Source organism: Micromonospora sp. NPDC049049 (assembly GCF_040649115.1).
Lineage (GTDB): Bacteria > Actinomycetota > Actinomycetes > Mycobacteriales > Micromonosporaceae > Micromonospora.
Genome location: NZ_JBEZEX010000003.1, coordinates 150,586 through 177,115, shown reverse-complemented (window position 1 = coordinate 177,115; position 26,530 = coordinate 150,586). Strand labels below are relative to the sequence as shown.

Sequence of the window (26,530 nt, the reverse complement as noted above, 5' to 3'; positions counted from 1 at the left end):
ACCTGGTCAGCGGTGCGAGTGGTCGCGGAAGCCGCGGCGGGTCTTGCGGCCCAGGTAGCCGGCGGTGACCAGGTGCTCCAGCAGCGGCGCGGGCGCGAAACCCGGCTCGCGCAGTTCCAGGTACAGCTCGCGCTGGATGGCCAGGGAGACGTCCAGGCCGACCACGTCGAGCAGTTCGAACGGGCCCATCGGGTAGCCGCAGCCCAACTTCATGGCGTGGTCGATGTCGTCGGCCGTCGAGTAGCTGGCCTCCAGCATCTTCACCGCGTCGTTCAGGTACGGGAAGAGCAGCGCGTTGACGATGAAGCCGGACCGGTCGCCGCAGACCACGCCGGTCTTGCCGAGCGCGGCGCACACGGCGCGGGCGGTGGCGGTGGCCTCCGGGGAGGTGCGGATGGTGCGGACGACCTCGACCAACGGCATGACCGGGGCCGGGTTGAAGAAGTGCAGCCCCACCACGTCGGCCGGACGCTGGGTGGCCATCGCCACGTCGATCACCGGCAGCGACGAGGTGGTGGTGGCCAGCACCACACCCGGCTTGCAGATCTCGTCGAGGCTGGCGAAGAGGGCCTTCTTGACGCTCAACTCCTCGACGACCGCCTCGACCACCAGGTCGACGTCGGCGAGATGGTCGAGCGTGGCGGACCAGCTGATCCGGCCCAGTGCGGCGTCCCGGTCGGCCTCGGTGAGCTTTCCGCGCACCACGCCCTTGTTGAGCGAGGTCTTCACCGCCTCGCAGACCTTCGCGGACTTCTCCATGCCGCGGGTGACCGAGACGACCTCGTAGCCGGCCTTCGCGAAGACCTCGATGATCCCGGTGGCCATCGTTCCGGAGCCGACCACGCCGACCTTCGCGATGGCGCGCGCGCCGTCGGCGAGCGCGGCGTCGGTGGCCTGCGGCGTCGCCCCATCCGGTACGACCACCGGGGAGCCGGGCCGCTCGTAGGTGTAGAAGCCCCGGCCGGACTTCCGGCCGAGCAGCCCTGCCGTCACCATCTGCTTGAGCAGCGGCACCGGGGCGTGGCGGCGGTCCCGCCCTCCGCGCCGGTACATGGTGTCCAGGATCTCGTACGCGGTGTCCAGGCCGATCAGGTCCATCAACGCCAGCGGGCCCATCGGCAGGCCGCAGCCGAGCTTCATGGCGGCGTCGATGTCCTCCCGGGTCGCGTAGTGCGACTCGAACATGCTGACTGCGTGGTTGAGATAGCCGAAGAGCAGCGCGTTGGCGATGAAGCCGGCCCGGTCGTTGATGGTGACGTCGACCTTGCCGAGCCGGGCGCAGAGCGCCTCGACGTCGGCGACCACCTCGGGTGCGGTGACGACGGTGCGGACCACCTCGACCAGCTTCATCACCGGGGCCGGGTTGAAGAAGTGGATGCCGATCACCTGGTTGGGTCGGCTGGTGGCGACGGAGATCTCGGTGACGCTCAACGACGAGGTGTTGGTGGCGAGGATGGTCTCCGGTCGGCAGACCCGGTCCAGCTCCGCGAAGATCCGCTGCTTGAGGTCGAGGTGCTCGGGCACCGCCTCGATGACCAGGTCGACGGAGTGCAGCGCGTCCAGCCCGACAGCGAAGTGCACCCGCTCGTGCAGGGCGTCGCGGTCCGCCTCGGCGAGCTTGCCCTTGGCGACCGCCCGGTCGGTGGAGCCCTTCAGGGTGGCCCGGCCGCGCTCCAGCGCCGGTGCCGAGATTTCCACTGCCACCACGTCGATGCCGTTGCGGGCGAAGACCTCGACGATGCCGGCACCCATGGTGCCCAGCCCCACCACCCCAACGGTGCTGAACTCGCGCGCCACGACCGGCCTCCCCAGGACTCCGCACGGCCACTGAACGGCCGCTAAGGTTATGCGCGCGAGTCTGCCACGTGACGGTGAGTTGTCGAGACGCCGTGGCCTATGTCACCCACGACCCAGCGGTGCCGCTACCCGGCCGCCACGCTGGTCAGGGCCAACAACTCCGCGACGAACTCCGCGGGGCGCTCCAGGTGCGGGCTGTGCCCGCAGCCGGGCAGCACCACCTCGTGGTACGCGCCGCCGGCCGCCGCGTACCGGTCGAGCACCGCCCGGGTCTGGCCGACCATCGGCTGCGGTGGGCAGGCGTCCGCGCCGGGCCAGCCGGGCACGAGATCCAGGGAACCCAGGTACGCCAGGTCGAAGAGCGAGGTGTCCGAGACGATGACGTCGACGTCTCCGCGTACCCAGGTGACCGGCGGTTTCTCGGCGACGGCCACCAGTTCGTCGGCGAGCCGGAACCAGGTCGGCGCCAGCGCGTTGAGCACCCCTCGCTCCCCCGGGGCGGTGCCCGGCCAGTTCTCCGACGGCACCGCGGTGCCCGGGTAGTTGTCGTCGCCGGTGGCGGTGGAGAGCACCGTGTCCAGCAGCAGTTCCTCATCGGTGCCCAGCGAGGCGGGATCGGCCACGTAGGTGGCTCGCAGCACGGCGCGCGGGCTGGCCGGCGCGTCAGTGCTCCGGTCGCCGGCCGCGAGGCGGGCGACGAAGTCCCGGTTCGCCGTGCCGGCGCCGGTGCCGGCGAAGTCGGGGGTGGTCGGCGTGCCGGTCAGGTCGCGGGTGCCGCCGAAGCCGTACGGGGAGACCGGTGCGGCGAGCAGCAACGCCCCCACCCGGTGCGGATGGTCGACCAGCAGGCGCATCGCCACCCCGCCGCCGAGGGAGTGCCCGACCACCACCGGTCGCGCGTCGGCGTCGAAGAGCGTCGGGTCGTCCAGCAGTGCGGCCACGTCGTCGGCGAAGTCCCGCAGGCCCCGGGTGGCGTCCACCGGGGCGGTAGCGGTGTCGCCGTACCCCCGCAGGTCGGGGGCGACCACCCGCAGCGTCGGCGGCAGACGACGGACCAGCGGCTCCCAGAACAGCGCGGACGAGCAGTTGCCGTGGATCAGCAGCACCGGCGTGCCGTCCGGCGGGCCGGCCACCCGTACCGCCTGAGTGATGCCGTTCGCCGTCACGGTCCGCTGCTCGGTCTCCATCCGCGGCATGGTGCCACGGGTGTCCCCGTCGGTCCAGGTGTCGGACCGCCACCCAACGGGCCTACCCGGTGTGGCAGGCCGCCAGGCGATCAGCGACGCGAGCCCGGCGGCGCGGCCAGCGGCAGCGGCAGGGTCGGTCGGACGTCGCGCCGGGGCGGGCCGAAGCTGAGCCCCACCGGGTCGGTGAGCGCCACCCCGGGGTCGAACAGGCGCAGTTCGGTACGGCCCAGCCGGATCACGTCACCGTCGGAGAGTCGTTCCACCTCGGTGATCCGCCGGTCGTTGAGCCAGGTGCCGTTGGTGGAGCCCAGGTCCCGCAGGGACGGGCCCTCCGGCGCCAGCCACACCTCGGCGTGGCGACGGCTCAGGTGTGGGTCGTTGATGACAACCTGACCGGTCGGCGCTCGGCCGATCACCTGTATCTCGGCTCGCATGCGAAAGCTCGCGCCGCGCATCGGTCCACCCGCGACCGTCAACAGCGGCATCAGTTCCGGATGTTCCTCCATGGACAGTCAGCCCTCCACCCCACACCGTCACTCCGCGCGTCAGCTTGCCATCAGACGGTAGTCGTCAATACCGACCGGCCGGTCAGCCTCTCGTCACCTCCCGGCCACCTGCCGTTCGACGATTCGGGCGGGCCATTTCCGATACCAACGCCCTGACCTGCACTGATCAACGATCGGTCGGGTTGGTGCGACGCCGCTCCCCCGGCCCCGAATCGGGGACCCTACCGGTGAGTAATCCTCAGGTCTAGACTTCCGCCATGACGGCAGTGCATATCCCGGGCGTTCCGGTCATCGACGCGGGTCAGTTGGTCTCCACCAGCCCGGCGACCGGGGCTGAGGCCGGTCGCCTCCCGGTCTCCACCGACGCCGACGTGCGGCAGGCCGTCGACCGCGCCCGCGTCGCCGGCGAATGGTGGGCGGGCCTCGGCTTCACCGGCCGCCGCCAACGGATGCTGCGCTGGCGCGCCCTGCTCGCCAAGCGCATCGAGGAGCTGGCCGAGTTGGTGCACGTCGAGGGCGGAAAGCCGATCGCCGACGCCATCGTCGAGATCGTCACCGCGATCGAGCACATCGACTGGGCCGCCCGCAACGCCGGCAGCGTGCTCGGTCCACGCCGGGTGCGGTCCCGGCTCATCCTGGCCGAGTTCTCCGGGCATCTCGAATATCAGCCATACGGTGTGGTCGGCGTTATCGGGCCGTGGAACTATCCGGTCTTCACGCCGATCGGCTCCGCCGCGTACGCCCTCGCCGCCGGCAACGCCGTGGTGCTCAAGCCGAGTGAGTACACCCCCGCCGTCGGCCAGTGGCTGGTGGACAGCTTCGCCGAGGTGGTGCCCGAGCAGCCGGTCTTCACCGCCGTGCACGGGCTGGGCGACGTGGGCGCGGCGCTGTGCCGCTCCGGCGTCAACAAGCTGGCCTTCACCGGCTCCACCGCCACCGCCCGCAAGGTGATGGCCGCCTGCGCCGAGACGCTGACCCCGGTGCTCATCGAGGGCGGCGGCAAGGACGCCATGATCGTGGACAGCGACGCCGACCTCGACGCGGCCGCCGAGGCGTGCGTCTGGGGCGGCATGACCAACGCCGGCCAGACCTGCATCGGCATCGAGCGGGTGTACGCGGTCGACGCCGTCTTCGACGCCTTCGTCGACAAGGTGGTGAGCCGCGCCGGTCGGCTGACGGTCGGGCCGGAGGGCACCGACATCGGCCCGATCACCATGCCCCAGCAGATCGACGTGATCCGTCGGCACATCGACGCCGCGATCACGTCCGGCGGGCGCGCCGTGCTCGGCGGCCCGAGCGCCGTACAGCCGCCGTACGTCCACCCCACCGTGCTGGTGGACGTTCCGGAGGAGTCGGCCGCCGTCCGCGAGGAGACCTTCGGTCCCACGCTGACCATCAGCCGGGTCCGCGACGCCGACGAGGCCCTCACCCGCGCCAACGCCCTGTCGTACGGCCTCGGGGGTTCGGTCTTCGGCCGGCGGCGCGCGGTGGCCATCGCCCGGCGACTGCGCTCCGGGATGGCGTCGATCAACTCCACGCTGACCTTCGCCGGCATGTCCACCCTGCCGTTCGGCGGTGTCGGCGACTCCGGCTTCGGGCGGATCCACGGCGAGGACGGCCTGCGTGAGTTCGGTCGGGCCAAGGCGATCACCAGGCGCCGGGCCCGGTCGCTGCTGCCGTCGATGACCTTCGAGCGCACCCCGGCCGACGTGGCCCGACTCGTCAAGGCCATCAAGGTCATGTACGGCAGGTGAGTGTCGGATAACCGATCATCAACAAGGATCGGTGCATCCACATGTTTGGTCACTGTGGCGACGGCGGTACATTGCGTTAAATGGGCCCCAATCGATTGCGCTACCGCCTTGTCGACAGTGACCAGTCGTGGAGCGCCCGACGGCGTCGGCACCGCTCGGACTGGCTGGCACGCACCTTTCCCGAGATCGGCGACATGCACGTGGTCGACCTCGGTGGTCGGCTCGGCACCTGGCACCGCGCCACCGTCCGACCGGCCCGGGTGACAGTCGTCAACCTGGAGCAGCCGCCCGCTGTCGTCCCGGATTGGGCCCACGTCGAGCAGGCCGATGCCTGCGACCTGCCCTCGCACCTCACCAAGGGCGACTACGACCTGGTCTTCTCGAACTCGGTGCTGGAGCATGTGGGCGGGCACGAACGCCGGATCCGCTTCGCCGCGGCGGCCCGCTCACTGGCTGAGCGGCACTGGGTGCAGACGCCCTACCGCTACTTCCCCATCGAGCCACACTGGATCGCGCCCGGCATGCAGTTCCTGCCGGTACGACTGCGCACCGCGTTCGCCCGACGCTGGCCGTTGGGGCACAAGCCGACCCGCAGCCACGACGCCGCCATCCACCAGGTGCTCTGGACCGAGCTGCTGGACCGCTCGCAGATGCGTCACTACTTCCCCGACTCGACAATGCTTGTGGAGCGGGTGTTCGGTCTGCCGAAGTCGCTGATCGCGGTGCGCACCGGGTAGTACGCCGGTCAGAAGAGGGTCAGCTCGTCCTTCACGATGCCGCGCAGCTTGTCGTAGTCCACGACCACACACCTGATGCCCCGGTCGGTGGCGAGCACCCGGGCCTGCGGCTTGATCTCCTGGGCGGCGAAGACCCCGACGACCGGGCTGAGCAGCGGGTCACGGTTCATCAGCTCGAGATAGCGGGTCAACTGCTCCACGCCGTCGATGTCGCCACGCCGCTTGACCTCGACGGCCACCGAGCCCGAGTTGGCATCCCGGCACAGCAGGTCGACCGGGCCGATGGCCGTCATGTACTCGCGGCGGACCAGCGTGAACCCCTCACCTAGGGCGCCCGGGTTGGCGGCCAGCAACTCCTGTAGGTGCGCCTCCACCCCGTCCTTGCGCAGGCCCGGATCCACACCCAACTCGTACGAGGTGTCCTGGAAGATCTCCTCCAGGGTGATCCGCAGCTCCTCGCCAGCCTTGTTGACGACCCGCCACACACCGGGGGCCTCCTCCAACCGACACGGCGGGCTCATCCAGTTCAACGGCTTGTACGCCCGGTCGTCGGCGTGAATGGACACCGACCCGTCCGCCTTCACCATCAGCAACCGGGTGGCCAGCGGCAGGTGAGCCGAGAGCCGTCCGACGTAATCAACCGAGCACTTCGCAATGACCAACCGCACCCGACGAGGGTAGCCGAGCACCCACCGGTCGCCAGCGAGCGGCACTGGCGCGTCGATGCGATGCTGAGACCGTGTTCGAAGTCCTCACCGGCACCGGTCTCGCCGCATCGGCGGGTCTCAATGCCTATATACCCCTGCTCATCCTCGGCCTACTCGGCCGTTACACCGACCTGATCGACCTGCCCAGCGGCTGGACCTGGCTCGGCAACGGCTGGGTCATCGCCATCATGGCCGTGCTGCTCGCCGTGGAGATGGTGGCGGACAAGGTGCCAGTGGTCGACCACATCAACGACGTGGTGCAGACCGTGGTCCGACCCACCGCCGGTGGCCTGGCCTTCGGTGCCGGCTCCTCGTCGGAGACGGTGACGGTCAGCGACCCGGGGAGCTTCTTCTCGTCGCACCAGTGGGTGCCGGTCGTCACCGGCGTGCTGCTGGCGTTGGGCGTGCATCTGCTCAAGTCCGCGGCCCGGCCGGTGATCAACGCGACCACCGCCGGAATCGGCGCCCCGGTCGCCAGCACCGCCGAGGACGCCACCAGCGTGGTGGTCTCCCTGGTGGCGATCATCCTGCCGGTGCTGGTGCTAGTCGCCCTCGTCGGCCTGGCGTTCTTTGCCTTCTGGTTCTTCCGTCGTCGGTCTGATCGACGGCGCGAACGGGAGGCCGCCCGCGCCGCCGGCTTCCGCGTCTGACGCGTTATCGGCGGCCCGCTATACCGGGGCTGCACGGGGCGACAAAAGCCTAGTATCGGGGCAAGAGCCTAGAGGAGGTCGGCATGACCGCAGCGTTGGAGATGCCCCGAGTCCAGGAATGCGTGGTCGCCGCATGCGCGTACAACCAGTCGGGTGACTGCCACGCCTTCGCGATCACCATCGGCAGCATGGATCACGCCCACTGCCACACCTTCGTCGAGTCGCCCGTCCGGGGTGGCGTGGAGAGCCTGATCGCGCAGGTGGGGGCCTGCCAGCGCGCCGACTGCCGGCACAACGAGCAGTTGGAGTGCCACGCGTCGTCGATCAGGGTCGGCCCGGACAACGACATGGCGGACTGCATGACCTACACCGGCCGCTGACCCACGCCGGGCCGACGACCTGCCCGAGACGGCGCTTCGTTCAGGGCAGGTCGTTGGCGCGACGGATGACGGTCACCAGGTCGTCGATGATGCCGGTGAGGGCGAAGTCCTTCGGGGTGAAGACCCGGGCGACCCCGGCCGCGCGGAGGGTCTCCGCGTCACCGGCCGGGATGATGCCGCCCACCACCACCGGCAGGTCGGCCCGGCCGGCGGCGCGTAGCCCGTCGAGCACCGCCGGTACGGCGGCCAGGTGCGACCCGGAGAGCACGGAGAGCCCGACCAGGTCGACGTCCTCCTCGACAGCGGCGGCGACGATCTGCCCCGCGGTCAACCGGATGCCCTGGTAGACGACCTCGAAGCCGGCGTCACGGGCGCGTACCGCGATCTGCTCCGCGCCGTTGGAGTGCCCGTCCAGGCCAGGTTTGCCGACCAGCAGCCGCAGCCGGCCGCTGCCCAGCTCCCGCGCCGTCGCGGCGACCCGCTCGCGGACCGCCGCGAGGCCCGGCTCCCCGCCGCCGCCGGTAGCTCCGGCCAGCCCGGTCGGCGCCCGGTACTCGCCGAAGACCTGGCGCAGCGCGCCGGCCCACTCGCCGGTGGTCACCCCGGCCCGCACGCACTCCAGGGTGGCCGGCATCAGGTTGACGGTGGTCGCGGCGTCCGCGCGCAGCCGGGCCAGCGCCGCGTCGACGACGGCCGCATCCCGGTCGGACCGCCACCGGCGTACGCCGTCCACGGCGGCCGCCTCGACCGCGGGGTCGACCTGCTCGACGGAGCCCGCGCCGGCAGCGGTCAGCGGGGAGGGTTCGGTCTCGGTGTACCGGTTGACCCCGACCACCACGTCGGCACCGGACTCCATCCGCCGCCGCCGCTCGGCGAGTGACGCGACCAGCGCGCTCTTGAGGTAGCCGGTCTCCACCGCGGCGACGACGCCGCCCAGCTTGAGCACCGCGCCCAGCTCGGCCCGCGCCCCGGTGACGATCTCGTCGACGAGTGCGGTCATCACGTGCGAGCCGGCGAAGAGGTCGGGATATTCGAGCAGGTCCGACTCGTACGCCAGAACCTGCTGCATCCGCAGCGACCACTGCTGGTCCCACGGTCGGGGCAGACCGAGCGCCTCGTTCCAGGCGGGCAGTTGGACGGCGCGGGCCCGGGCGTCGCGGGACATCGTCACGCCGAGCATCTCCAGCACGATGCGCTGGATGTTGTTCTCCGGCTGCGCCTCGGTCAGGCCGAGCGAGTTGACCTGCACGCCGTAGCGGAACCGCCGTTGCCTGGCATCGGTGACCCCGTACCGGTCCCGGGTGATCTCGTCCCAGAGCACGCCGAACGCGCGCATCTTGGCGATCTCCTCGACGAAGCGCACCCCGGCGTTGACGAAGAACGAGATCCGCTCGACCACGTCACCCATCCGCTCGGCCGGCACCTGACCGGAGTCCCGGACCTCGTCGAGCACGGCGACGGCGGTGGCCAGCGCGAAGCCGACCTCCTGCACGGGCGTGGCGCCGGCCTCCTGGAGGTGGTACGAGCAGATGTTCACCGGGTTCCACCGGGGCATCTCGCGCAGCGTGTACGCCACCACGTCGGCGGTGAGCCGCAGCGACGCCGCCGGCGGGAAGATGTAGGTGCCCCGGGACAGGTACTCCTTGATGATGTCGTTCTGGGTGGTGCCGGCGCAGCGGGCCAGGTCGGCGCCCTGCTCCAGCCCGACGGTGCCGTACAGGGCGAGCAGCCACATCGCCGGGGCGTTGATGGTCATCGAGGTGTTCGTCTCGGCGAGCGGGAGACCGTCGAAGAGCGCCCGCATGTCGCCGAGGTGAGCCACCGGCACGCCGACCCGTCCGACCTCGCCGGCGGCGAGTTCGTGGTCCGGGTCGTACCCGGTCTGGGTGGGCAGGTCGAAGGCGACCGAGAGGCCGGTCTGCCCCTTCGCCAGGTTGCGGCGGAAGAGCGCGTTCGTCGCCGCAGCCGACGAGTGGCCGGCGTAGGTGCGCATCACCCACGGGCGGTCCCGCTCGGGCAGTCGCCCCGGGAATGGCGTCTCATCCATGGCCGGAGTCTAAGTTACCGTTCAGTAAAAGGAGCTGTGGAAAACCACACAGGTCCATGTCGGGGACGTCCGGGTGGCAAACCCCCGCTGTGGCGCGGACCGCCACACCCCGGGCACCCGCCCGTTGCTGCCAGGACGCACACTTGACGGCATGGATGACGAGCTGGCCATCTCCGTCCGAGGGCTGCGCAAGGCGTACGGCGACAACGTGGCCGTGGCGAGCGTGGATCTCGACGTCCACCGTGGCGAGGTGTTCGCGTTGCTCGGCCCGAACGGCGCCGGCAAGACCACGACCGTGGAGATCCTGGAGGGTTACCGGCATCGGGATGCCGGCGAGGTCTCCGTGCTCGGCGCAGACCCGGCCAACCCCGACGCCGACTGGCGTTCCCGGGTCGGCATCGTGCTCCAGGGCACCGGCGAATTCGACGAGCTGACAGTGGCCGAGGTGATCCGACACTTCTCCGGCTTCTACCCCGGCGCCGACGACCCGGCAAAGGTGATCGAGCGGGTCGGGCTGGCCGACAAGGCGAAAGCCCGCACGCACACCCTCTCCGGCGGCCAGAAGCGCCGCCTGGACGTGGCCCTCGGCATCATCGGTCGCCCCGAGCTGCTCTTCCTCGACGAGCCGACCACAGGGTTCGACCCGGAGGCCCGCCGTGAGTTCTGGGAGCTGATCCGCGATCTCGCCGCGGCCGGCACCACGATCGTGCTCACCACGCACTACCTGGACGAGGCCGAGGCCCTCGCCGATCGGGTCGGCGTGATCGCCGGTGGCCGACTTGTCGAGGTCGCCGCGCCCAACCGGCTGGGCAATCGGCAGGAGGCCCTCGCCACGGTCTCCTGGCGTACCCCGGACGGGACGCTGGAAAGCGCGCAGAGCGCGACGCCGACGGCCCTCGTGGCCGACCTCGCCGCGCGTCACGGCGGTGAGGTCCCCGGGCTGACGGTGACCAGGCCGACCCTGGAGGACGTCTACCTCACCATGATCGGACACTCGCGATGACGACCACGACGAAGCCGGCGACGCCGGTCACCGCGACCCGCGGCCGGCGGCCGGGTGCCGGCGCGCTCGCCCTGCGCCAGGGTCGACTGGAGATCACTCAGTTCCTGCGTAGCCGGGAGTCGGTGGTCTTCACGATGGGCTTCCCCATCATCATGATCCTGATCTTCGCGTCGATCTTCGACGGGACGATCGGCGGCGGGGTCAAGTTCACCCAGTACTTCATCACCGGCATGATCGCGACCGGCCTGATGACTGTGAGCTTCCAGAACCTGGGCATCTGGATCCCGGTCGAGCGGGACCGGGGGGTGCTCAAGCGCTACCGGGGCACGCCGATGCCGAAGTGGGTCTGGTTCGCCGGCAAAGTGATCATGGTGGTGGCGATCGGGATCGCCGAGACGGCGCTGCTGCTGGCGTTCGCGGTGGCGCTGTTCGACCTCGACCTGCCGGGCACCGCCGCGAAGTGGCTCACCTTCGGCTGGGTCTCCATGCTCGGCGTGACCGCGTGCACCCTTAGCGGCATCGCCATCTCGTCGCTGGCCCGCACGGCCCGCAGCGGCTCGGCCGTGGTCACCCCGGTCTCCCTGGTGCTCCAGTTCATCTCCGGGGTGTTCTTCGTCTTCACCGACCTGCCCACCTGGATGCAGCAGGTGGCGGCACTGTTCCCGCTCAAGTGGATGTGCCAGGGGCTGCGGTCGGTGTTCCTGCCGGAGAGCTTCGGCGCCCAGGAGCCGGGCGGCTCGTTCGAGCTGGGCCGGGTGGCTGTGGTGCTGGCCCTGTGGTGCGTGATCGGTGTGGTGGTCTGCCTGACCACCTTCCGCTGGACCACCAAGCGCGACGGCTGAGCGGCTGAGCGGCCGACCGGGGCGGGCGCCCGCCCCGGTCGCCACAACTCAGTAGGTGTAGAAGCCCTTGCCGGTCTTGCGGCCCAGGTCGCCGGCGGTGACCATCCGCTGGAGCAGCTCCGGCGGAAAGAACTTCTCGTCGGCGGTGTCGGTGTAGATGTTCTTCGAGGCGTGCAGCAGCACGTCCACGCCGGTCAGGTCGGTGGTGGCCAGCGGGCCCATCGCGTGCCCGAAGCCCAGCCGGCAGGCGGTGTCCAGGTCCTCGGCGGACACCACGCCGGACTCGACCAGCTTGACCGCCTCCATCACCAGGGCGGAGATCAGCCGGGTGGTGACGAAGCCGGCGATGTCCCGGTTGACCACGACGACCGTCTTGCCGATCTCCTCGGCGAAGGCCCGCGCGGTGTCCAGCGCGGCGTCGCTGGTCTTGTAACCGCGCACCAGCTCGCAGAGCTGCATCATCGGCACCGGGGAGAAGAAGTGGGTGCCGACCACCGCCTCGGGCCGCTCGGTCACCGCGGCGATCTGGGTGACCGGGATCGCCGAGGTGTTGGTGGCGAGCACCGCGTCCGACTTGCAGATCTTGTCCAGAGCGCGGAACACCTCGTGCTTGATCTCCAACCGCTCGAAGACCGCCTCGACCACGATGTCCGCGTCCGCCGCCGCCTCCAGGTCGGTGGTCGGCGTGATCCGAGCCAGCGTCGCCTCGACCTCGGACGCCTCGATCTTGCCCTTCTCCGCGAACTTCTCCAGTGACTTTCGAATACCGCCCAGACCCCGGGTGGTGGCCGCCTCGTCCAGGTCGCGCAGCGTCACCTGCCAGCCCGCCTGCGCCGCCACCTGGGCGATGCCGGAACCCATCAACCCGGCCCCGACGACCGCGAGTCGACCCGCCATCTGCTTCTCCCTCGCTGCGATTGAGTGCCTGCCTGCACCCTAGTCGGCGAGCCTGAACGATGGCTAAGTGGTGGTCGGGCCGGGTCGTGGGGGGCTCAGATCTCCAGTGACGGTTCCTCCGGGGTGGTGCCCCGCTCGACCGCCACCCCGAGCGCACGCAGGTCGGCCACGAAGTCCGGGTAACCCCGGTCCACGTGGTGCACGTGGGACACCTCGGTGACCCCCTGCGCGCACAGCCCGGCGATGATCAGCCCGGCGCCGGCGCGGATGTCGGTCGCCTGCACCGGTGCGCCGGAGAGCCGGCCCCGTCCACGGACCACCGCGTGGTGCCCATCGGTCTTGATGTCCGCGCCGAGCCGCATCATCTCGTTGGCGAACATGAACCGGCCGTCGAAGATGTTCTCGGTGATCAGGGAGGCACCGTCGCTGACGGCCGCCAGTCCAATCGCCATCGGCAGCAGGTCGGTGGCGAAACCGGGGTACGGCAGCGTAACCACGTCCACCGCCCGGGGCCGCTCGTCCATCCGTACGCGGAAGCCGTCCCCCCGGGTCTCCACCAGCGCGCCGGCCGCCACCACCTTGTCCAGGGCGACCTCCAGGAAGGCCGGGTCGAGCCCGGTCACCGTCACGTCGCCGCGGGTCATCGCCGCGCCGAACGCCCAGGTGCCGGCGACGATCCGGTCCCCCACCGTGGCGTGGCGCACCGGACGCAGACCGGGCACACCGGTGATGCGCAACGTCGACGTGCCCGCGCCGACGATGCGCGCGCCCATCTGGTTGAGCATCGTGCAGATGTCGACGATCTCCGGCTCCCGGGCCGCGTTGTCGATCATCGTGGTGCCCTGGGCCAGCACCGCTGCCATCACCAGGTTCTCGGTCGCGCCGACGCTGGGAAAATCCAGCACGATGTCCGCGCCGCGCAGCCCGTGCGGGGCGGATGCGATGACGAACCCGTGCTCACCGGAGATCTCCGCGCCCATCCGGGTCAGCCCGGAGATGTGCATGTCCAACCCACGCGACCCGATCGCGTCACCGCCGGGATGGGCCACCCGCACGTACCCCCGGCGGGCCAGCAACGGGCCGAGCACGCAGATCGACGCGCGCAACCGTCGAACCAGGTCGTAGTCGGCCTCCGCGCCCGGCTGCTCGGGTACGTCGATCGTCACCGACCGGGACCGGGCCACACCGCCCCGGGCGACCATCGGGTCGACCGGGTCGTCCGCGTCGAACTGGACGTCGCAGCCCAGCCGACGTAGCACCTCCCCCATGATCGCGATGTCGGTGATCCGGGGGACGTTGGTGATCACACTGCGGCCCGGCGCGAGCAGCGCGGCGGCCATCAGCTTCAACGCCGAGTTCTTGGCACCGACCACATGCACGGTGCCGGACAGTCGGGCGTCACCGCGTACCCGGATGACGTCGACATCGTTGACCGTCGAATCGCCGGCGTCGCCGGGGCCCACCACCACCGGCCAGCCGGCGGTGCTGTCCGGCCGCGCCGGGATCGTCAGGTCGGGAATCCGTAGGCTGTGCGTCATGGCCGTCCACCTCACGCGCATCTACACCAAGGCCGGCGACGCCGGCATGACCAGGCTGAGCAACAACGAGCAGGTGCCGAAGACCGATCCGCGGATCGCCGCGTACGCGGATGTCGACGAGTGCAACGCGGCGATCGGCGTCGCGCTCGCGCTGGGAAACCTCGACGAGGAGCTTCGCGGCGTGCTGGGGTCGGTGCAGAACGACCTGTTCGACGTCGGCGCCGACCTGTCCACCCCGGTCGAGCCGGAGCCGAAGTACCCGCCGCTGCGGGTCACCGAGGAGTACGTCGAGCGCCTGGAGGGCTGGTGCGACGAGTACAACGCACGCCTGAGCAAGCTCGACTCCTTCATCCTCCCCGGCGGCACCGCAGGTGCGGCGCTGCTGCACGTGGCGCGGACCGTCGCCCGGCGTGCCGAACGGGCAGCGTGGGCGCTGGTCAGCCACGATCCGGACCGAACCAGCACGCTCCCGGCAAAGTATCTCAACCGGCTCTCCGATCTGCTCTTTATCCTGTCAAGAACGGCAAATCCGGCAGGAGACGTGCTATGGGTGCCGGGCGGCAAGCGCTGAACGTCGGGCGCTCCGCACCACGTCGAGGTCTGAGTTCCCACTCTGCCCGCCACCACGCGTAGCCAGGGCCGACTCCTCGCGAGCCAGGCCGACCAGTACCCGGGCCCCTCGGCGAGTCCGACTGGCCGGCGCCTCGATCAACTCGGGTTTCTTGATGTCGGGGCATCCCAACCACCAGAACACCCCGACATCAAGAAAGCCGAGTCGATCAACCAGCCCGACGCGCTGCGCGCCGAGGAGGCTGGACTCAACGGCATCGGTAACGGCAGGTGAGAAAACCACGCCAGAACGGCGGACAGTGCCAACGAAGGGTTTCCGGGGGAGCCCGCCCGGCTCCGGGCGGTCAGGCTTGATCCCTGCGCCGGGCGGGCTCCCCCGAAAACCCGCCCCAAGGCTCACAGGCGGTAGACGACGGCCTCCCCGACCTCCTGCCGGCTGATCCCGAGCGACTCCACCGGCGCGTCGATGGTGATTTCCCACGGTGTGCCAGCCACCTGGCCGCGCAGCAGCACCACAGTGCGGACGCCGAGCGTGCGCAGGTAGTCGATGCTCGTCTGGTCCGGGAACGACTGGCTCACCCGACGGACATCGTCGAGCTGGCGCGGTGTGAAGCCGCTCCCGCCGTTGACCACGTCGGGGAACCCACTGGTCGACCAGAGCATCACGTGCTGGTCCAGGCTCTGATTGCTGGGCAGCACCAGCATCGGCCCCTCCGCCGAACGCATCGCCGCCGGTTGGGTCGGCACCACCGGGTGTGGGGTGGTGTTCAGGCCCTCGACGGTGACCAGCAGCAACGGCAGCAGGGTGGCCATCCGCAGCCACGGCCCCGGCCACGACGGAATCCGCTGCGCGGTCAACTCGCGGACCCGGTCGGTGAGCGCGGTGACCGCGCCCGCCGCGAGCAGGCCGAGCAACAACGTGGTCCAGAGCATCAACCGCCCGGGGGTACGCAACGCGCTCCAGCCCGGCAGGTACTCGAAGAGGGGAACGTAGGTGAAGGTGCCGTCGAAGAAACGGGTGCCCATGGCGAAGACCATCGTCAGCAGCACCCCGGTGAGCAGCAGCAGTCGGTGCCGCAACCGCCAGACCGAGAAGAACAACCCGCCCGCGGCGAGCGCATAGAGCACGAAGCCCGGCAGCAGGGTCATCTCCGGGTGCCACGGCAGCGCTGCCCGGGCACCCTCGTGCAGCCCACCCCAGATCCGCGACTCACCGGGCGCTGTCACGAAGCCCGACGCCGGTGGCGAGAAGAGGCTGATGTCGCCGATGGTGCGCTCGGCGTACGGGTGCAGCTCGGTCACCTTGAAGAACGGGAACGCCATCAGCAGACCGACGCCGGCGAACAACACCCCGCCGAGCACGTCGGCGGCGAACAACCGGCGACCGAACGGAACGGCCTGCCCGGTGCGCAGCCGCCGCACGATGAAGAGGACGGCAGTGACCAGCACCGCACCAGCCAGGAAGTACGCGAACGGCAGCCCGATGCCGAAGCCGAGGCTGAGTTGCCAGGCCGCCACCAGCCAACCCGCGTAGACCCAACCGTCGTGCCGGCGCTCCGGCCGGTAACCGTGTCGCAGCGACCACCCGTGCCCGCGCGCCAGCATCGCCAGCGCCAGCGGAATGCCCCCGTTGGAGAGCACGTGCAGGTGCCCGGCCTGAGCCAGCAGCCACGGCGCGTAGGTGTAGCTCACGCCTGCGACGGCCGCGCCGATCCGGCCGGCCCCGAGCTGTCGAGCCAGCGCGTACGCCCCGAGCGTGGCGAGCGCGTGCGCCAGCACGAACATGATGTTGTAGCGCAGCACGGCGTCCTCGGGACCGCTGCCGAGCATCCCGGCCGGGGCGTACCCGAGGAGCGTGTCGGAGAACGCGAAGCTCCACAGCTCGGGGAAGAACGTGTTGGACTGCCACAGCCGCGCCGGCTCGGCCAGCAGGATGTGCCCGGACCAGGCCATCTGCCAGGCTTGCAGGCTCGGGTCCCAGTAGTCCTGCGGAAGGGTGTAGCGCGGATAGCGCAGCGTCGGCCAGGTCATCAACACGGCCAGTGCCAACGCGCCGAGGGCGGCCAGGGTCCACTCGTGGATCAGGAACCGCCCGACCGCCCGGCCCGCCCGACTGAAGATGGAGGGCCGTGGCTCCGGTGCGGAGGCGAACGCCTCCCAACGCTCCGGGCCGACCGGCTTCGCCTCGCTGTCGACCTTGTCCGTAGCGTCGGCGCCGTCCGCCTTCGCGTCCTTGGCCGGGTCGCTGTCCTCAGCCGGTTTGCTGGCCTTGGTCGTGTCGTCCTTCTTGACCGCGTCGTATTTCTTGGCCGCGTTGCCCTGCTTGTCGCCGTGCCGGGCCGCGTCCTTGCTGGCGGCACCGCTCGTCGCTCGGACTGCCCCCGCGTCGCCGTTCGGGGTGGCTCCGGTCGTGTCGCCGCCGACAGGTGGGGACTGGTCCGCGGTGGTCCCGGCGGGGGCCTTGTCGGAGGTGCGAGCCGGCTGGGTGGGGGTGCCGGCCGCGGCAGTGGTGGCGGGTTGACTCTCGCCGGCCGCGCCGGTGGGGGTGGGCCGCGCGTTGCCGGTCCCGGGCTGTCCGCTCGTCATGCTGCCGGGCTCTCCGCTCCGAGCTGCTCACGCAGAAAGTCGATGTCGGCGGCCTGGCCGGTCACGCCGCCCGGTGTCTCGACGACCACCGGCGCGCCGGCCGCCCGGATCACCGCAACCACCAGCTCCGGGTCGATCGTCCCGCCGCCCAGGTTGTCGTGTCGGTCCTGGCCGGAGTTGAACGCGCCCTTGGAGTTGTTGGCGTGCACCAGGTCGATCCGCCCGGTGATCGCCTTGACCCGGTCGACCAGGCCGAGCAACTCCTCGCCGCCCGCGTACGCGTGGCAGGTGTCCAGGCAGAAGCCGACCTCGTAGTCACCGATGGCGTCCCAGAGTCGGGCGAGCGCGTCCAGCCGTCGGGCGCAGGCGTTGTCGCCGCCGGCGGTGTTCTCGATCAGGACCGGTACGCCGAAACCGCCGGAGTCCGCCGCGTACGCGAAGGTCTTGCGCCAGTTGTCGAAGCCCACGGCCAGGTCGTCGCCGGCGTTGACGTGCCCACCGTGGACGATCAGGCCCTTGGCACCGATGGCGGTGGCGGCGTTGGCGTGCCCGAGCAGCAGCTTGCGGCTCGGGATCCGGATGCGGTTGTTGAGTGTGGCCACGTTGATGACGTACGGCGCGTGCACGTAGAGGTCGACCTCGGCGGCGCGCAGCCGATCGGCATCTTCGCGAGGCTTGGGCGCCTTCCAACCCTGTGGGTCGGCGAGGAAGAACTGCACGGTCTCGGCGGACCGGGCGGCCGCCTCCGCCAGCGGGTCGGTCGAGTCGACGTGGGCTCCGATACGCATGCGAGCGAGCCTACGTCGCGCCCCCGACCGCCGAGGCGACGGCCGGGGCGGTGTCGCGTCACCGGACGGACCGACGCTCGTTGATGGGTGTGAGCCGGCGACCAGCGTCCCGGTGCCGCCAGCGGCGCGAGCGTCGCGCACGGCGACCGGCGGTCGACGGCCGACAGCGAGGTCACCCCCGCGGCGCGGCCCGGCGCAGCGGGGGCGACCCATCGCACAACGGGTACCGAGCGACGACGAATCTCGGAATATTGTCCTTTTCCCCCCTACAAGGTACGAGTGCTGTTGTATCGTCAGATAACAACACGATAAAGCTCCGCGGGGCGTCTTCGGTCCAACCTCATCGGTGTGGTCGTTCCTCCCCAGGTCCCACCCAAGGAATGCGGACCAGACGCCCCGCGGCCTCGTAGACGGGGGTTCACCACCGACCGGTTGACGGTCGGACGGTGGGCCCCCGTCGGCTCGTCCGGGTCTGGTCCCGACCACCCCGGGCATGATCGTTGGGACCGGGTATCCTGGTCAGGTTGTCCGCGTCCGGCCGGGTTCCCTCGGCGCGTGCGGGCAGCGACACAAGACCTCCTGCCACGGAAGGACCGTGGCCGCTTAGCCCACAGGAGGTGAGCACGTCTTGCGTCACTACGAACTGATGGTCATCCTCGACTCCAGCCTCGAGGAGCGCACCGTCGCACCGTCGCTCGACACGTACCTGAACGTGATTCGGACCGCGGGTGGCTCGGTTGAGAAGACCGACGTGTGGGGCCGCCGGCGCCTCGCGTACGAGATCAACAAAAAGGCCGAGGGCATCTACGCCGTCATCGACCTGCAGGCCACGCCTGCTGCGGTGGCCGAGCTGGACCGTCAGCTCCGGCTCAACGAGTCCGTGCTGCGCACCAAGGTCATCCGACCGGAAATGCGCTAAGCCTTCCAACCCCCGGTTCGTCCGGATCAGCCTCCGCGACTCTGTCGGAGGGCTCTGAGAGCCTGTACGACGAGACGCTGAGTGCGCGAGGAGATGGTCATGGCAGGAGACACCACCATCACGGTCATCGGCAATCTGACCGATGACCCCGAGTTGCGGTTCACCCCCTCCGGGGCTGCGGTCGCCAAGTTCCGAGTCGCTTCGACGCCCCGTTTCATGGACAAGGCGTCGAACGAATGGAAGGACGGCGAGCCGCTGTTCCTCGCATGCACCGTGTGGCGGCAGGCCGCCGAGCACGTCGCCGAGTCGCTGCAGCGTGGCGCCCGGGTGATCGTGTCGGGCCGGCTGCGTCAGCGGTCGTACGAGACCCGCGAGGGTGAGAAGCGCACAGTCATCGAGCTTGAGGTCGACGAGATCGGCCCGTCGCTGCGCTACGCCACGGCCAAGGTGCAGAAGATGTCCCGCTCCGGCGGCGGTGGCGGCGGCTTCGGTGGCGGCGGTGGTGGTGGCAACCAGGGTGGCGGCGGAGGCAACTTCGACGACCCCTGGGCTTCGGCCGCTCCCTCTCCCGCGCGTGCCGGTTCGGGCGCCAATTTTGACGAGGAGCCACCGTTCTAATGGCGCCTAGCGCTCGCGATCGCAAACCAGGAGCACGTGCAACGGCCAAGGCTGCGGCACTGCGCAAGCCGAAGAAGAAGGTGAACCCGCTCGACAAGGACGGGATCGCCTACATCGATTACAAGGACACCGCGCTGCTGCGCAAGTTCATCTCCGATCGCGGCAAGATCCGCGCTCGTCGGGTGACCGGCGTGACCTCGCAGCAGCAGAGGCAGATCGCCCGCGCGGTCAAGAACGCCCGTGAGATGGCGCTCCTGCCGTACACGGCCACCACCCGCTGAGAGGAGGCACCGATATGAAGATCATCCTGACTCAGGAAGTGTCCGGCCTCGGTGCCCCGGGCGACATCGTCGAGGTCAAGAACGGCTACGGCCGTAACTACCTGCTGCCGCAGGGCTTCGCGATCGCCTGGACCAAGGGCGCGGAAAAGCAGGTCACGGTTATCAAGCGGGCCCGTGGGGCTCGCGAGATCCGCGACCTCGACCACGCCAACGAGGTCAAGGCTCAGCTCGAGGGTCTCAAGGTCAACCTGAAGGTCCGCGCCGGCGACGGCGGACGGCTCTTCGGCTCGGTCACCCCGGCCGAGATCGTCGACGCCGTCAAGACGGCCAGCGGCCCGGTCCTCGACCGGCGTCGGCTGGAGGTGCCCGGTCACATCAAGTCGACCGGCACCTACCCGGTGAAGATCAAGCTGCACCCCGAGGTGACCGCGTCGTTCAACCTGAACGTCGTTCAGGGCTGACGTCCGCAACACCACCACGAGAGCCCGCACCGAGCGATCGGTGCGGGCTCTCGTGCGTACGTCATCCAACCCGGCAACCCGGGCCACGGCCGGGCGTGCCCCGACCCGCCGACGGGTCACCCGATGGGCTGGCCCGTCACCGCGCTGATCAACACCGTGGAGAGGCCGCCGCCCACCACCGCGGCGGCCACCGCGATGGTCGCCGAGCGCCAGGTCGTACCCACCCGCCGCAGCAGCGCCGCCACCACCAGGCTGCTCACCAGGGCCAGACCGAAGCGCGGCGAACCGGCCAGGAGTGACTCCAGCGCGCGGGACCGGGCGGACTCACACCCGCCCCCGCTGATGTCGGTCACACAACCAGCCGGCGCCTGGCTGTCCAACGTCAACAGCCAAACGAAGATCAGCATCGCCGGCACCAGGTAACAGGCCGCCGTATACAGCAGAGGCCGGACGGACCCACCCGGATCCGGGTCGAGCAGGTCGTCCTCCAGGCGCCGCGCCCAGGCACCCGTGGCCGCCGACTCGACCCGGCGACGTACCGACGCCGTGCCCACCGCCGGCCGGTCCGCCCTACGTCGGGGCGCGCCCGGACGCGGCGCAGGCGCAGGCGCGCTGCGCGGCCGTGGGGCGGTGTATCCCACCACGGGCGACCGGGGCGCCGACGTGGTCGGTTCCATCCAACGCGGGTCGTCATCAGCCAACCGGGTGCCGGACCAGAAGCCGTCCTCCCGGCTCGGCCACCCCTCGGCGGCTGCCGGGCGATCGGAGCGCGGCGCCAGCGTACGGTCCCACTGGTCGTCCTCGATCGCGGACCGCTCCCACTGGCCGGTGCGGTCCGACCGCTCCCAGCCGCCGACACTTTCCACCGCCGACCACTGCCCGCTCAGGTCCCCGCTGTCCGCGCCGGCCGACTGCGGCCACGCGTGCACGCCCGAGGCGTCCCACGGGTCCACAGCAGGCGGGTACGACGGATCCGGCTCTGCCACCTGCTCCGAACTGCGGACCCACGGGTCGGCCGCCGGACGGGACCAGGACTCCTCCGCCGCACGACGGCTACGCCGGGTGGGACGGCTCGGCTCCTGGTCCGGGACCTGCTCGCTCGGGGGGGACTCCGGCTCCCCGCCCGACCAGATCACCTGCGGACGGCCAACCGGCGCGCGGCGGGGACGCCGTTCCGAGACAGCACCAGAGATTGGCTCGTCCTCGCCGGCGTCGGCCCGTCGGCGGCCGGAATAACCCTGGTCCTGTGGACGGTCGAGCGTCCACTCCCGGGTGTGGTCCGAGTCTGGCGCCGGGCCGATCGCTGTCTGCTCCCGTCGACGCGGCTCGCTGCCCCGCCGCCGACCACCCGACGACTCGGCGGACCGTCGGCCCGCCCCGGAGATCGGCCGCTCGGGCTCGTCCTCGTCGTCGTCCGGTGCCGCGTGCCGACCAGCGCCGTCCGCGTGCCGGACCCCTGACTCCAGCGCCCACCGGGGCAGGTAGGCGTCGACAGGCTCGTCCTGGCCGCGTTCCAACGCACGTCGACGGCTGGAGGTGCGGTAGCGCCCGTCCTCGTCGTACGGATCAACCGGAACAGACGCCGCGCGCTCACTCCACGAGGCGGTTGGCTGGCGCTCGCGCGGGCTGCCATCGCCGCGTCCCCAGTCCCGGTAATTCACGGCCGGAGTGTGACCCTTCTGAACCGAAAGCGGAATCCGCTGTCCAGGTGTAGCCGTTCGCTGGAGATAGTACGGGACGATCGTGTCACAGGCCCGACCGAAATATTCTCCTCCACAGGCTGGGGAGTATGTCTTCGCAGGTCAACGACTTATGGCCGAGAATTCCCCAATGGTTATCCACAGGCTGTGCACACGCTGCGCACATGCTGTCCACCGGGATCCACAGGTTGTCCCGAGGCTCGTCCACCGGCGTTGTTGAGTCTCTGACCTCGGGGTCCGTATGGTTGGCCCTCGACCGCCGGCGATGGCCCCCGATCGACCGGCCCGGTCGGAGGAGAAGTGTCGCACCCCAGCAGTAGAGCTGGGGTTGGATCCGGCGCAGTGGAGGGGGGACCCGTGTCGGTCACCGACGACATGCGGGCAGAGCCACGCTCCGGCGGAGGCCAGCCACCCGCACAGCGGGATGGCCAGTTCGACAAGACCCCGCCCCAGGACGTCGCGGCCGAGCAGTGCGTCCTCGGCGGCATGCTGCTCTCCAAGGACGCCATCGCCGACGTCGTCGAGATCCTCAAGACCAACGACTTCTACCGGCCGGTGCACGCCACCATCTTCGACATCATCCTCGACATCTACGGCCGTGGTGAGCCGGCCGACTCGATCACGGTCGCGGCGGCGCTCGCCGACTCCGGGGATCTGGTACGCATCGGTGGCGCGCCGTACCTGCACACACTCATCGCCAGCGTGCCCACCGCCGCCAACGCCGCGTACTACGCCCGCATCGTCAGCGAGCGGGCGGTGCTACGCCGACTGGTCGAGGCCGGCACGAAGATCGTGCAGCTCGGCTACGGCACCGCCAGCGGCGGCAGCCGCGACGTGGACGACGTCGTCGACCTCGCCCAGCAGGCCGTGTACGACGTCACGGAACGGCGGGTCAGCGAGGACTTCGCGATCCTGGCCGACATGTTGCAGCCGACGCTGGACGAGATCGAGGCGGTGGGCGCGACCGGCGGCATGATGACCGGCGTGCCGACCGGCTTCAGCGACCTGGACCGGCTGCTCAACGGCCTGCACGCCGGACAGTTGATCATCGTGGCGGGCAGGCCTGGTTTGGGTAAATCGACGGCAAGTATGGACTTTGCCCGAAATGCAGCTATTCGCGCCAACCAGGCCGCAGCCATCTTCTCGCTGGAAATGAGCAAGGTCGAGATCGTCATGCGGCTGCTCTCCGCCGAGGCGCGGGTGCCGCTGCACGTGCTGCGCAGCGGTCAGCTCTCCGACGACGACTGGACCAAGCTGGCCCGGTGCATGGGCGAGATCAGCGAGGCCCCGCTCTTCGTCGACGACACGCCGAGCATGAACCTGATGGAGATCCGGGCCAAGGCTCGGCGGCTCAAGCAGCGGCACGACCTCAAGATGATCGTGGTCGACTACCTCCAGCTGATGACCTCACCGAAGCGCACCGAGAGCCGCCAGCAGGAGGTCGCCGACCTGTCCCGTGGCCTGAAGCTGTTGGCCAAGGAGGTCGAGTGCCCGGTGATCGCGGTCAGTCAGCTGAACCGTGGCCCGGAGCAGCGCACCGACAAGCGGCCCCAACTGTCCGATTTGCGTGAATCGGGATCAATTGAGCAAGATGCCGACGTCGTCATCCTCTTGCACCGCGACGACTACTACGACAAGGAGTCGCCGCGGGCCGGGGAGGCGGATTTTATAATTGCTAAGCATCGAAATGGGCCCACCGACACTGTGACCGTCGCGGCTCAGCTGCATCTGTCGAGATTTGTGGACATGGCCATCGGATGAGCGACACAGGATTTCGCCTTTCGGCGGCACAAATCGAGGCGGTTGTTGAACGTGCAAGGACGGGCGAGAGCCTGACTCGAATTGCGAACTCCTATGGCGTCAGCAGGCAGGCTGTCCGTGGCTTACTGAAAAGACGAGGCGTACCAGCTCGGTCGAGGGCGAAGTTGGCCGAACCCGAACGCTCAGAGGCGGTCAGACAATACGCCGAGGGTCGGTCTATAGCCGAGGTGGCGAAGAGCTTTGGTTTCACGGAGCCTGGAATGCGCGGCCTGTTGGTCCGCCGTGGCGTTGTCCTCCGGAGGACCGTTCACACGCTTCGACACGATGCGTTCGACCTGTTGACACCAGAAGCCTGCTACTGGCTTGGGTTCCTCTTTGCCGACGGATGTGTGACCTACCGGACGGGCCATCTCCCGCAGATCTCCGTGGGGCTTGCCCAGCGGGACCGCGAACACCTTGTCTCGCTGCGCACCTTCCTGGGCTCGACCAGTAGCGTCTCGGCACCAAGTCCCACACATGGCTCGTGCCAGTTTTCGGTGCGCTCGACCCGCCTTGCAGAGCGCGTGATGGCGCTGGGAAGATATGACGGACCGGTCGACGAAAGGCTGACCGAATCACGCGACTTTTGGCGCGGTGTCGTTGACGGCGATGGCTCAGTCGGTCAATACCGCCGCCCAAATCCTAGTCAATCGACGTTCTCTCAATTCAGGTTGGTGGGCAGTAAGCGCCTACTCGATGCCTTTGCGGCCTTCCTAGTGAGGAATGGTGTCGATGGTCTTTCTGTTCGACCGCACAAAACGATCTACACGATCGGGACAACCTGCGCTCCTGCCGAGAAGATTGTGGCTCTGCTGTATTCGGAAGCGACCGTCGCGTTGACGCGGAAAGCCGAGATCGCGAAGAAGATGCTCGGCAACCGATAGTGCCTTCGGCTTGATTCTTCTTCTCTCAGTGGGAGCGATTGCGGGTCAGCCGAGCAGTGGGAACCAGCCTGCCGACTCACCCAGCTCCAGCCGGTCCCGGTCGGTCAGCGGTACGCGCCCGGTGGCCTTCAGCAAAAAGTCGCTGTCGTCCCAGGCGGCGGGTCGAACTGTGTCGTCGCTGAGCAGGCCGTCCATTGTCGCTACCGCGACCTGTACGGCCAGTGGGCCGGGCGGCGGAGCGTCGGGCAGTTCCAGCGTCAGGTCCAGGTGGTGGACGGCGGCCTCGGTGGTCAGGGTGGCGAGGAAATCCGGTACGCGCAGCACGTGTCCCTGGGTGGTCACGTACCCGTCAGGGTCGGCTGACGCGGCGGCGCGGACCGCGGCCGGGGCGGTGTCCCGCCAGAGTTCGACGATCCTGGTCGGACGGTCGAAGGCGGCAGCCGAGCGGCGGACCCACCAGGCATGGCGGGCAGCCTCGTCGTCGTTGCCGCCGGGAAAGTCGCGCCAGTAGCTCACGTCGTCGACGTCGGCGGGGCCGTCGACAGGGCTGGCCAGGGTGACGAGTGCCCGCTGGGCGTCGCCAAGCAGGTGCAGGAGCAGGTCGGCGATGAGCCAGCCCCGGCACCGGGTGGCTCGTTGCAGGCCGGAGTCGTCGAGGCGACCGACCACCGCTGTGATGCCGTCGTACGCCTGGGCCAGCGCCTCGTCCGGTCGGATCGCGGTCATGCGATCGAGCCTCGCACGAAGCGTGGCGCGCGCCAACGATCAATGGCGAGGGCGGTGTGCCCGGGCCGACGCGTGTTCGACCCGGGCGGGAGGTCGGCCTGGGGTCAGCCGAACATGTCGTCGAGGAAGCCCTTGCGCTTCTTCTGCCGGTAGTGGCCGTGGTAGCCGTGGTGCTGCTGCTGGTGGCCGTAGGCCGGCTGCGGCGGGTAGCCGTGGGCGGGCGGCGGGGGCGGCGGGACGGTGCCGTAACCGGGCTGGTGCGGCGGGGGCGGCGGGGGCGGGTAGCCGGCCGGCTGTTGCGCGGGCTGCCCCGGCGCGCCTCCGGTCTGTTGGCGGCTCCAGTTGGCCTCCGCCTCGAACAGCTTCTCCAACTCGCCGCGGTCCAGGAAGATGCCTCGGCACTCCCCGCACTGGTCGATGACGACGCCACTGCGTTCGTACTGGCGCATTTCTCCGCGACACTTGGGACAGGTAAGGCTACTCATTGCCCGACGGTACCTGGTGGACCTATGCAGTTGCTGTGAGCGCCTCGGTGACTTCTTCGTCGGTCACCTCGTGGAAGTCGTCGTAGTAGGCGCTGACCGCCCCGAAGTCCGCGGGGCGTTGGGCGCAGACGACCTGGTCGGCCTCGGCGGAGAGCAGTTCGTACGCCTCCTGCGCGCCGACCGGGACCGCGACCACGACGCGGTGTGCCCCGAGTTGGCGGACGACCTCGACGGCGACGCGGGCGGTCGCCCCGGTGGCGAGGCCGTCGTCGACGATCACCGCGGTCCGCCCGGTGAGGTCCACCTGTGGGCGGTCGCCCCGGTAGAGCCGTTCCCGGCGCTCCAGTTCGGCCTGTTCCCGGTGACGGACCTCGGCGATGTCGTCGTTGCTGAGTCGGCTGGCCACCGGGTCGTTGAGCACCTGGACACCGCCCGGCCCGAGTGCGCCGAAGGCGACCTCCCGGGCCCACGGCACGCCGAGCTTGCGGACGACAAGCACGTCGAGTGGTGCGCCGAGCCGTTCGGCGACGACCCGGGCGACCGGCAGGCCGCCTCGGACGAGGCCGAGGACGACGACGTCCGGTTCGCCGATGAGCGCGGTGAGCCGTTCGGAGAGCACCCGGCCGGCGTCGGCCCGGTCGCGGTACGTGGTCATGCCTTCAGGTCT

Annotated in this window: 26 protein-coding genes; 13 read left to right on the top strand and 13 right to left on the bottom strand. The window is 69.9% G+C overall.

The features are described 5' to 3' along the window. Positions 1–6: 6 nt before the first annotated feature. The 3 genes from AB0B68_RS04950 to AB0B68_RS04940 all read right to left on the bottom strand — a co-directional run bounded on the left by AB0B68_RS04950 (position 7) and on the right by AB0B68_RS04940 (position 3,439). Positions 7–1,797, bottom strand: a complete 1,791-nt coding sequence (locus AB0B68_RS04950; RefSeq protein WP_357198615.1) for a 3-hydroxybutyryl-CoA dehydrogenase — start codon at positions 1,795–1,797, stop codon at positions 7–9. 125 nt (positions 1,798–1,922) lie between these two features. Then, positions 1,923–2,984, bottom strand: a complete 1,062-nt coding sequence (locus tag AB0B68_RS04945; protein WP_357257901.1) for an alpha/beta hydrolase — start codon at positions 2,982–2,984, stop codon at positions 1,923–1,925. Positions 2,985–3,073: 89 nt separating this feature from the next. Further along, positions 3,074–3,439, bottom strand: a complete 366-nt coding sequence (locus AB0B68_RS04940; protein ID WP_357258040.1) for an FHA domain-containing protein — start codon at positions 3,437–3,439, stop codon at positions 3,074–3,076. A gap of 308 nt (positions 3,440–3,747) precedes the next feature. Between AB0B68_RS04940 and AB0B68_RS04935 the strand changes: the two genes are divergently transcribed. After that, the gene (locus tag AB0B68_RS04935) at positions 3,748–5,244 is read left to right on the top strand and encodes an aldehyde dehydrogenase family protein (protein WP_357257899.1); all 1,497 of its coding nucleotides are present in this window, start codon (positions 3,748–3,750) and stop codon (positions 5,242–5,244) included. 80 nt (positions 5,245–5,324) lie between these two features. After that, entirely contained in the window at positions 5,325–5,981 is a 657-nt protein-coding gene (locus AB0B68_RS04930) for a class I SAM-dependent methyltransferase (protein WP_357198628.1), read from the top strand. 8 nt (positions 5,982–5,989) lie between these two features. Here the strand turns inward: AB0B68_RS04930 and nucS are convergent, their stop codons facing one another. Beyond that, positions 5,990–6,649 carry an endonuclease NucS gene (gene nucS / locus AB0B68_RS04925; RefSeq protein WP_112584054.1) on the bottom strand — a complete coding sequence of 220 codons (660 nt, stop codon included), beginning with the start codon at positions 6,647–6,649 and terminating at the stop codon, positions 5,990–5,992. 71 nt (positions 6,650–6,720) lie between these two features. Here nucS and AB0B68_RS04920 point away from each other — a divergent pair, with 71 nt between their 5' ends. Then, entirely contained in the window at positions 6,721–7,338 is a 618-nt protein-coding gene (locus AB0B68_RS04920; RefSeq protein ID WP_355008049.1) for a DUF4126 domain-containing protein, read from the top strand. An 83-nt stretch (positions 7,339–7,421) separates the two neighbouring features. Next, on the top strand, positions 7,422–7,718 hold the full coding sequence (locus AB0B68_RS04915; protein WP_355008050.1) for a DUF1540 domain-containing protein: 297 nt from the start codon (positions 7,422–7,424) through the stop codon (positions 7,716–7,718). A gap of 40 nt (positions 7,719–7,758) precedes the next feature. Here the strand turns inward: AB0B68_RS04915 and AB0B68_RS04910 are convergent, their stop codons facing one another. Continuing rightward, a complete protein-coding gene (locus AB0B68_RS04910; protein ID WP_357257897.1) occupies positions 7,759–9,765 on the bottom strand; it encodes a protein meaA in 2,007 nt (668 codons plus the stop codon). A 151-nt stretch (positions 9,766–9,916) separates the two neighbouring features. Between AB0B68_RS04910 and AB0B68_RS04905 the strand changes: the two genes are divergently transcribed. Both AB0B68_RS04905 and AB0B68_RS04900 read left to right on the top strand, forming a co-directional pair. Then, a complete protein-coding gene (locus tag AB0B68_RS04905; protein WP_357198635.1) occupies positions 9,917–10,768 on the top strand; it encodes an ABC transporter ATP-binding protein in 852 nt (283 codons plus the stop codon). Further along, positions 10,765–11,610: an ABC transporter permease gene (locus AB0B68_RS04900; protein ID WP_357198638.1), complete on the top strand. Its 846-nt coding sequence runs from the start codon at positions 10,765–10,767 to the stop codon at positions 11,608–11,610. The genes AB0B68_RS04905 and AB0B68_RS04900 overlap by 4 nt, the downstream gene beginning before the upstream one ends. A gap of 48 nt (positions 11,611–11,658) precedes the next feature. Here AB0B68_RS04900 and AB0B68_RS04895 read toward each other — a convergent pair whose 3' ends face one another. Then, positions 11,659–12,507 (bottom strand): 3-hydroxyacyl-CoA dehydrogenase family protein, encoded by an 849-nt coding sequence (locus AB0B68_RS04895; RefSeq protein ID WP_355008054.1) that lies wholly within the window; start codon positions 12,505–12,507, stop codon positions 11,659–11,661. 95 nt (positions 12,508–12,602) lie between these two features. After that, positions 12,603–14,045 (bottom strand): UDP-N-acetylglucosamine 1-carboxyvinyltransferase, encoded by a 1,443-nt coding sequence (murA, locus tag AB0B68_RS04890; protein ID WP_357208348.1) that lies wholly within the window; start codon positions 14,043–14,045, stop codon positions 12,603–12,605. Here murA and AB0B68_RS04885 point away from each other — a divergent pair. After that, positions 14,044–14,616 carry a cob(I)yrinic acid a,c-diamide adenosyltransferase gene (locus AB0B68_RS04885; protein ID WP_355008056.1) on the top strand — a complete coding sequence of 191 codons (573 nt, stop codon included), beginning with the start codon at positions 14,044–14,046 and terminating at the stop codon, positions 14,614–14,616. The two genes, murA and AB0B68_RS04885, sit on opposite strands and share 2 nt — an antisense overlap. Before the next feature lie 395 nt (positions 14,617–15,011). Here AB0B68_RS04885 and AB0B68_RS04880 read toward each other — a convergent pair whose 3' ends face one another. Next, positions 15,012–17,201 carry a hypothetical protein gene (locus tag AB0B68_RS04880; RefSeq protein ID WP_357257894.1) on the bottom strand — a complete coding sequence of 730 codons (2,190 nt, stop codon included), beginning with the start codon at positions 17,199–17,201 and terminating at the stop codon, positions 15,012–15,014. After that, positions 17,198–17,989, bottom strand: coding sequence for a deoxyribonuclease IV (locus AB0B68_RS04875; protein WP_357201849.1), 792 nt, complete (start codon positions 17,987–17,989; stop codon positions 17,198–17,200). Before AB0B68_RS04875 ends, AB0B68_RS04880 begins: the two co-directional genes overlap by 4 nt. A gap of 628 nt (positions 17,990–18,617) precedes the next feature. Here AB0B68_RS04875 and rpsF point away from each other — a divergent pair. From rpsF to rplI, 4 genes are all read left to right on the top strand, one after another. Continuing rightward, on the top strand, positions 18,618–18,908 hold the full coding sequence (gene rpsF / locus AB0B68_RS04870; protein WP_036391391.1) for a 30S ribosomal protein S6: 291 nt from the start codon (positions 18,618–18,620) through the stop codon (positions 18,906–18,908). 81 nt (positions 18,909–18,989) lie between these two features. After that, on the top strand, positions 18,990–19,526 hold the full coding sequence (locus tag AB0B68_RS04865) for a single-stranded DNA-binding protein (RefSeq protein WP_181518404.1): 537 nt from the start codon (positions 18,990–18,992) through the stop codon (positions 19,524–19,526). Further along, positions 19,526–19,807, top strand: a complete 282-nt coding sequence (gene rpsR / locus AB0B68_RS04860) for a 30S ribosomal protein S18 (protein WP_051723758.1) — start codon at positions 19,526–19,528, stop codon at positions 19,805–19,807. The genes AB0B68_RS04865 and rpsR overlap by 1 nt, the downstream gene beginning before the upstream one ends. A 14-nt stretch (positions 19,808–19,821) precedes the next feature. Beyond that, positions 19,822–20,268, top strand: coding sequence for a 50S ribosomal protein L9 (gene rplI, locus AB0B68_RS04855; RefSeq protein ID WP_145778354.1), 447 nt, complete (start codon positions 19,822–19,824; stop codon positions 20,266–20,268). A 116-nt stretch (positions 20,269–20,384) separates the two neighbouring features. Here rplI and AB0B68_RS04850 read toward each other — a convergent pair whose 3' ends face one another. After that, entirely contained in the window at positions 20,385–21,929 is a 1,545-nt protein-coding gene (locus tag AB0B68_RS04850; RefSeq protein WP_357257892.1) for a hypothetical protein, read from the bottom strand. A 396-nt stretch (positions 21,930–22,325) separates the two neighbouring features. Here AB0B68_RS04850 and dnaB point away from each other — a divergent pair, with 396 nt between their 5' ends. Next, positions 22,326–23,729: a replicative DNA helicase gene (gene dnaB / locus AB0B68_RS04845; RefSeq protein WP_124853587.1), complete on the top strand. Its 1,404-nt coding sequence runs from the start codon at positions 22,326–22,328 to the stop codon at positions 23,727–23,729. A 260-nt stretch (positions 23,730–23,989) separates the two neighbouring features. Beyond that, positions 23,990–24,652, top strand: a complete 663-nt coding sequence (locus AB0B68_RS04840; RefSeq protein ID WP_357201842.1) for a hypothetical protein — start codon at positions 23,990–23,992, stop codon at positions 24,650–24,652. Between the two features lie 45 nt (positions 24,653–24,697). Here the strand turns inward: AB0B68_RS04840 and AB0B68_RS04835 are convergent, their stop codons facing one another. From AB0B68_RS04835 to AB0B68_RS04825, 3 genes are all read right to left on the bottom strand, one after another. Beyond that, the gene (locus tag AB0B68_RS04835) at positions 24,698–25,378 is read right to left on the bottom strand and encodes a maleylpyruvate isomerase N-terminal domain-containing protein (protein WP_357257890.1); all 681 of its coding nucleotides are present in this window, start codon (positions 25,376–25,378) and stop codon (positions 24,698–24,700) included. 104 nt (positions 25,379–25,482) lie between these two features. Next, positions 25,483–25,863 carry a zf-TFIIB domain-containing protein gene (locus AB0B68_RS04830; RefSeq protein ID WP_357257888.1) on the bottom strand — a complete coding sequence of 127 codons (381 nt, stop codon included), beginning with the start codon at positions 25,861–25,863 and terminating at the stop codon, positions 25,483–25,485. Between the two features lie 22 nt (positions 25,864–25,885). Next, a complete protein-coding gene (locus tag AB0B68_RS04825) occupies positions 25,886–26,518 on the bottom strand; it encodes a phosphoribosyltransferase (RefSeq protein WP_357227162.1) in 633 nt (210 codons plus the stop codon). Positions 26,519–26,530: the final 12 nt, after the last annotated feature.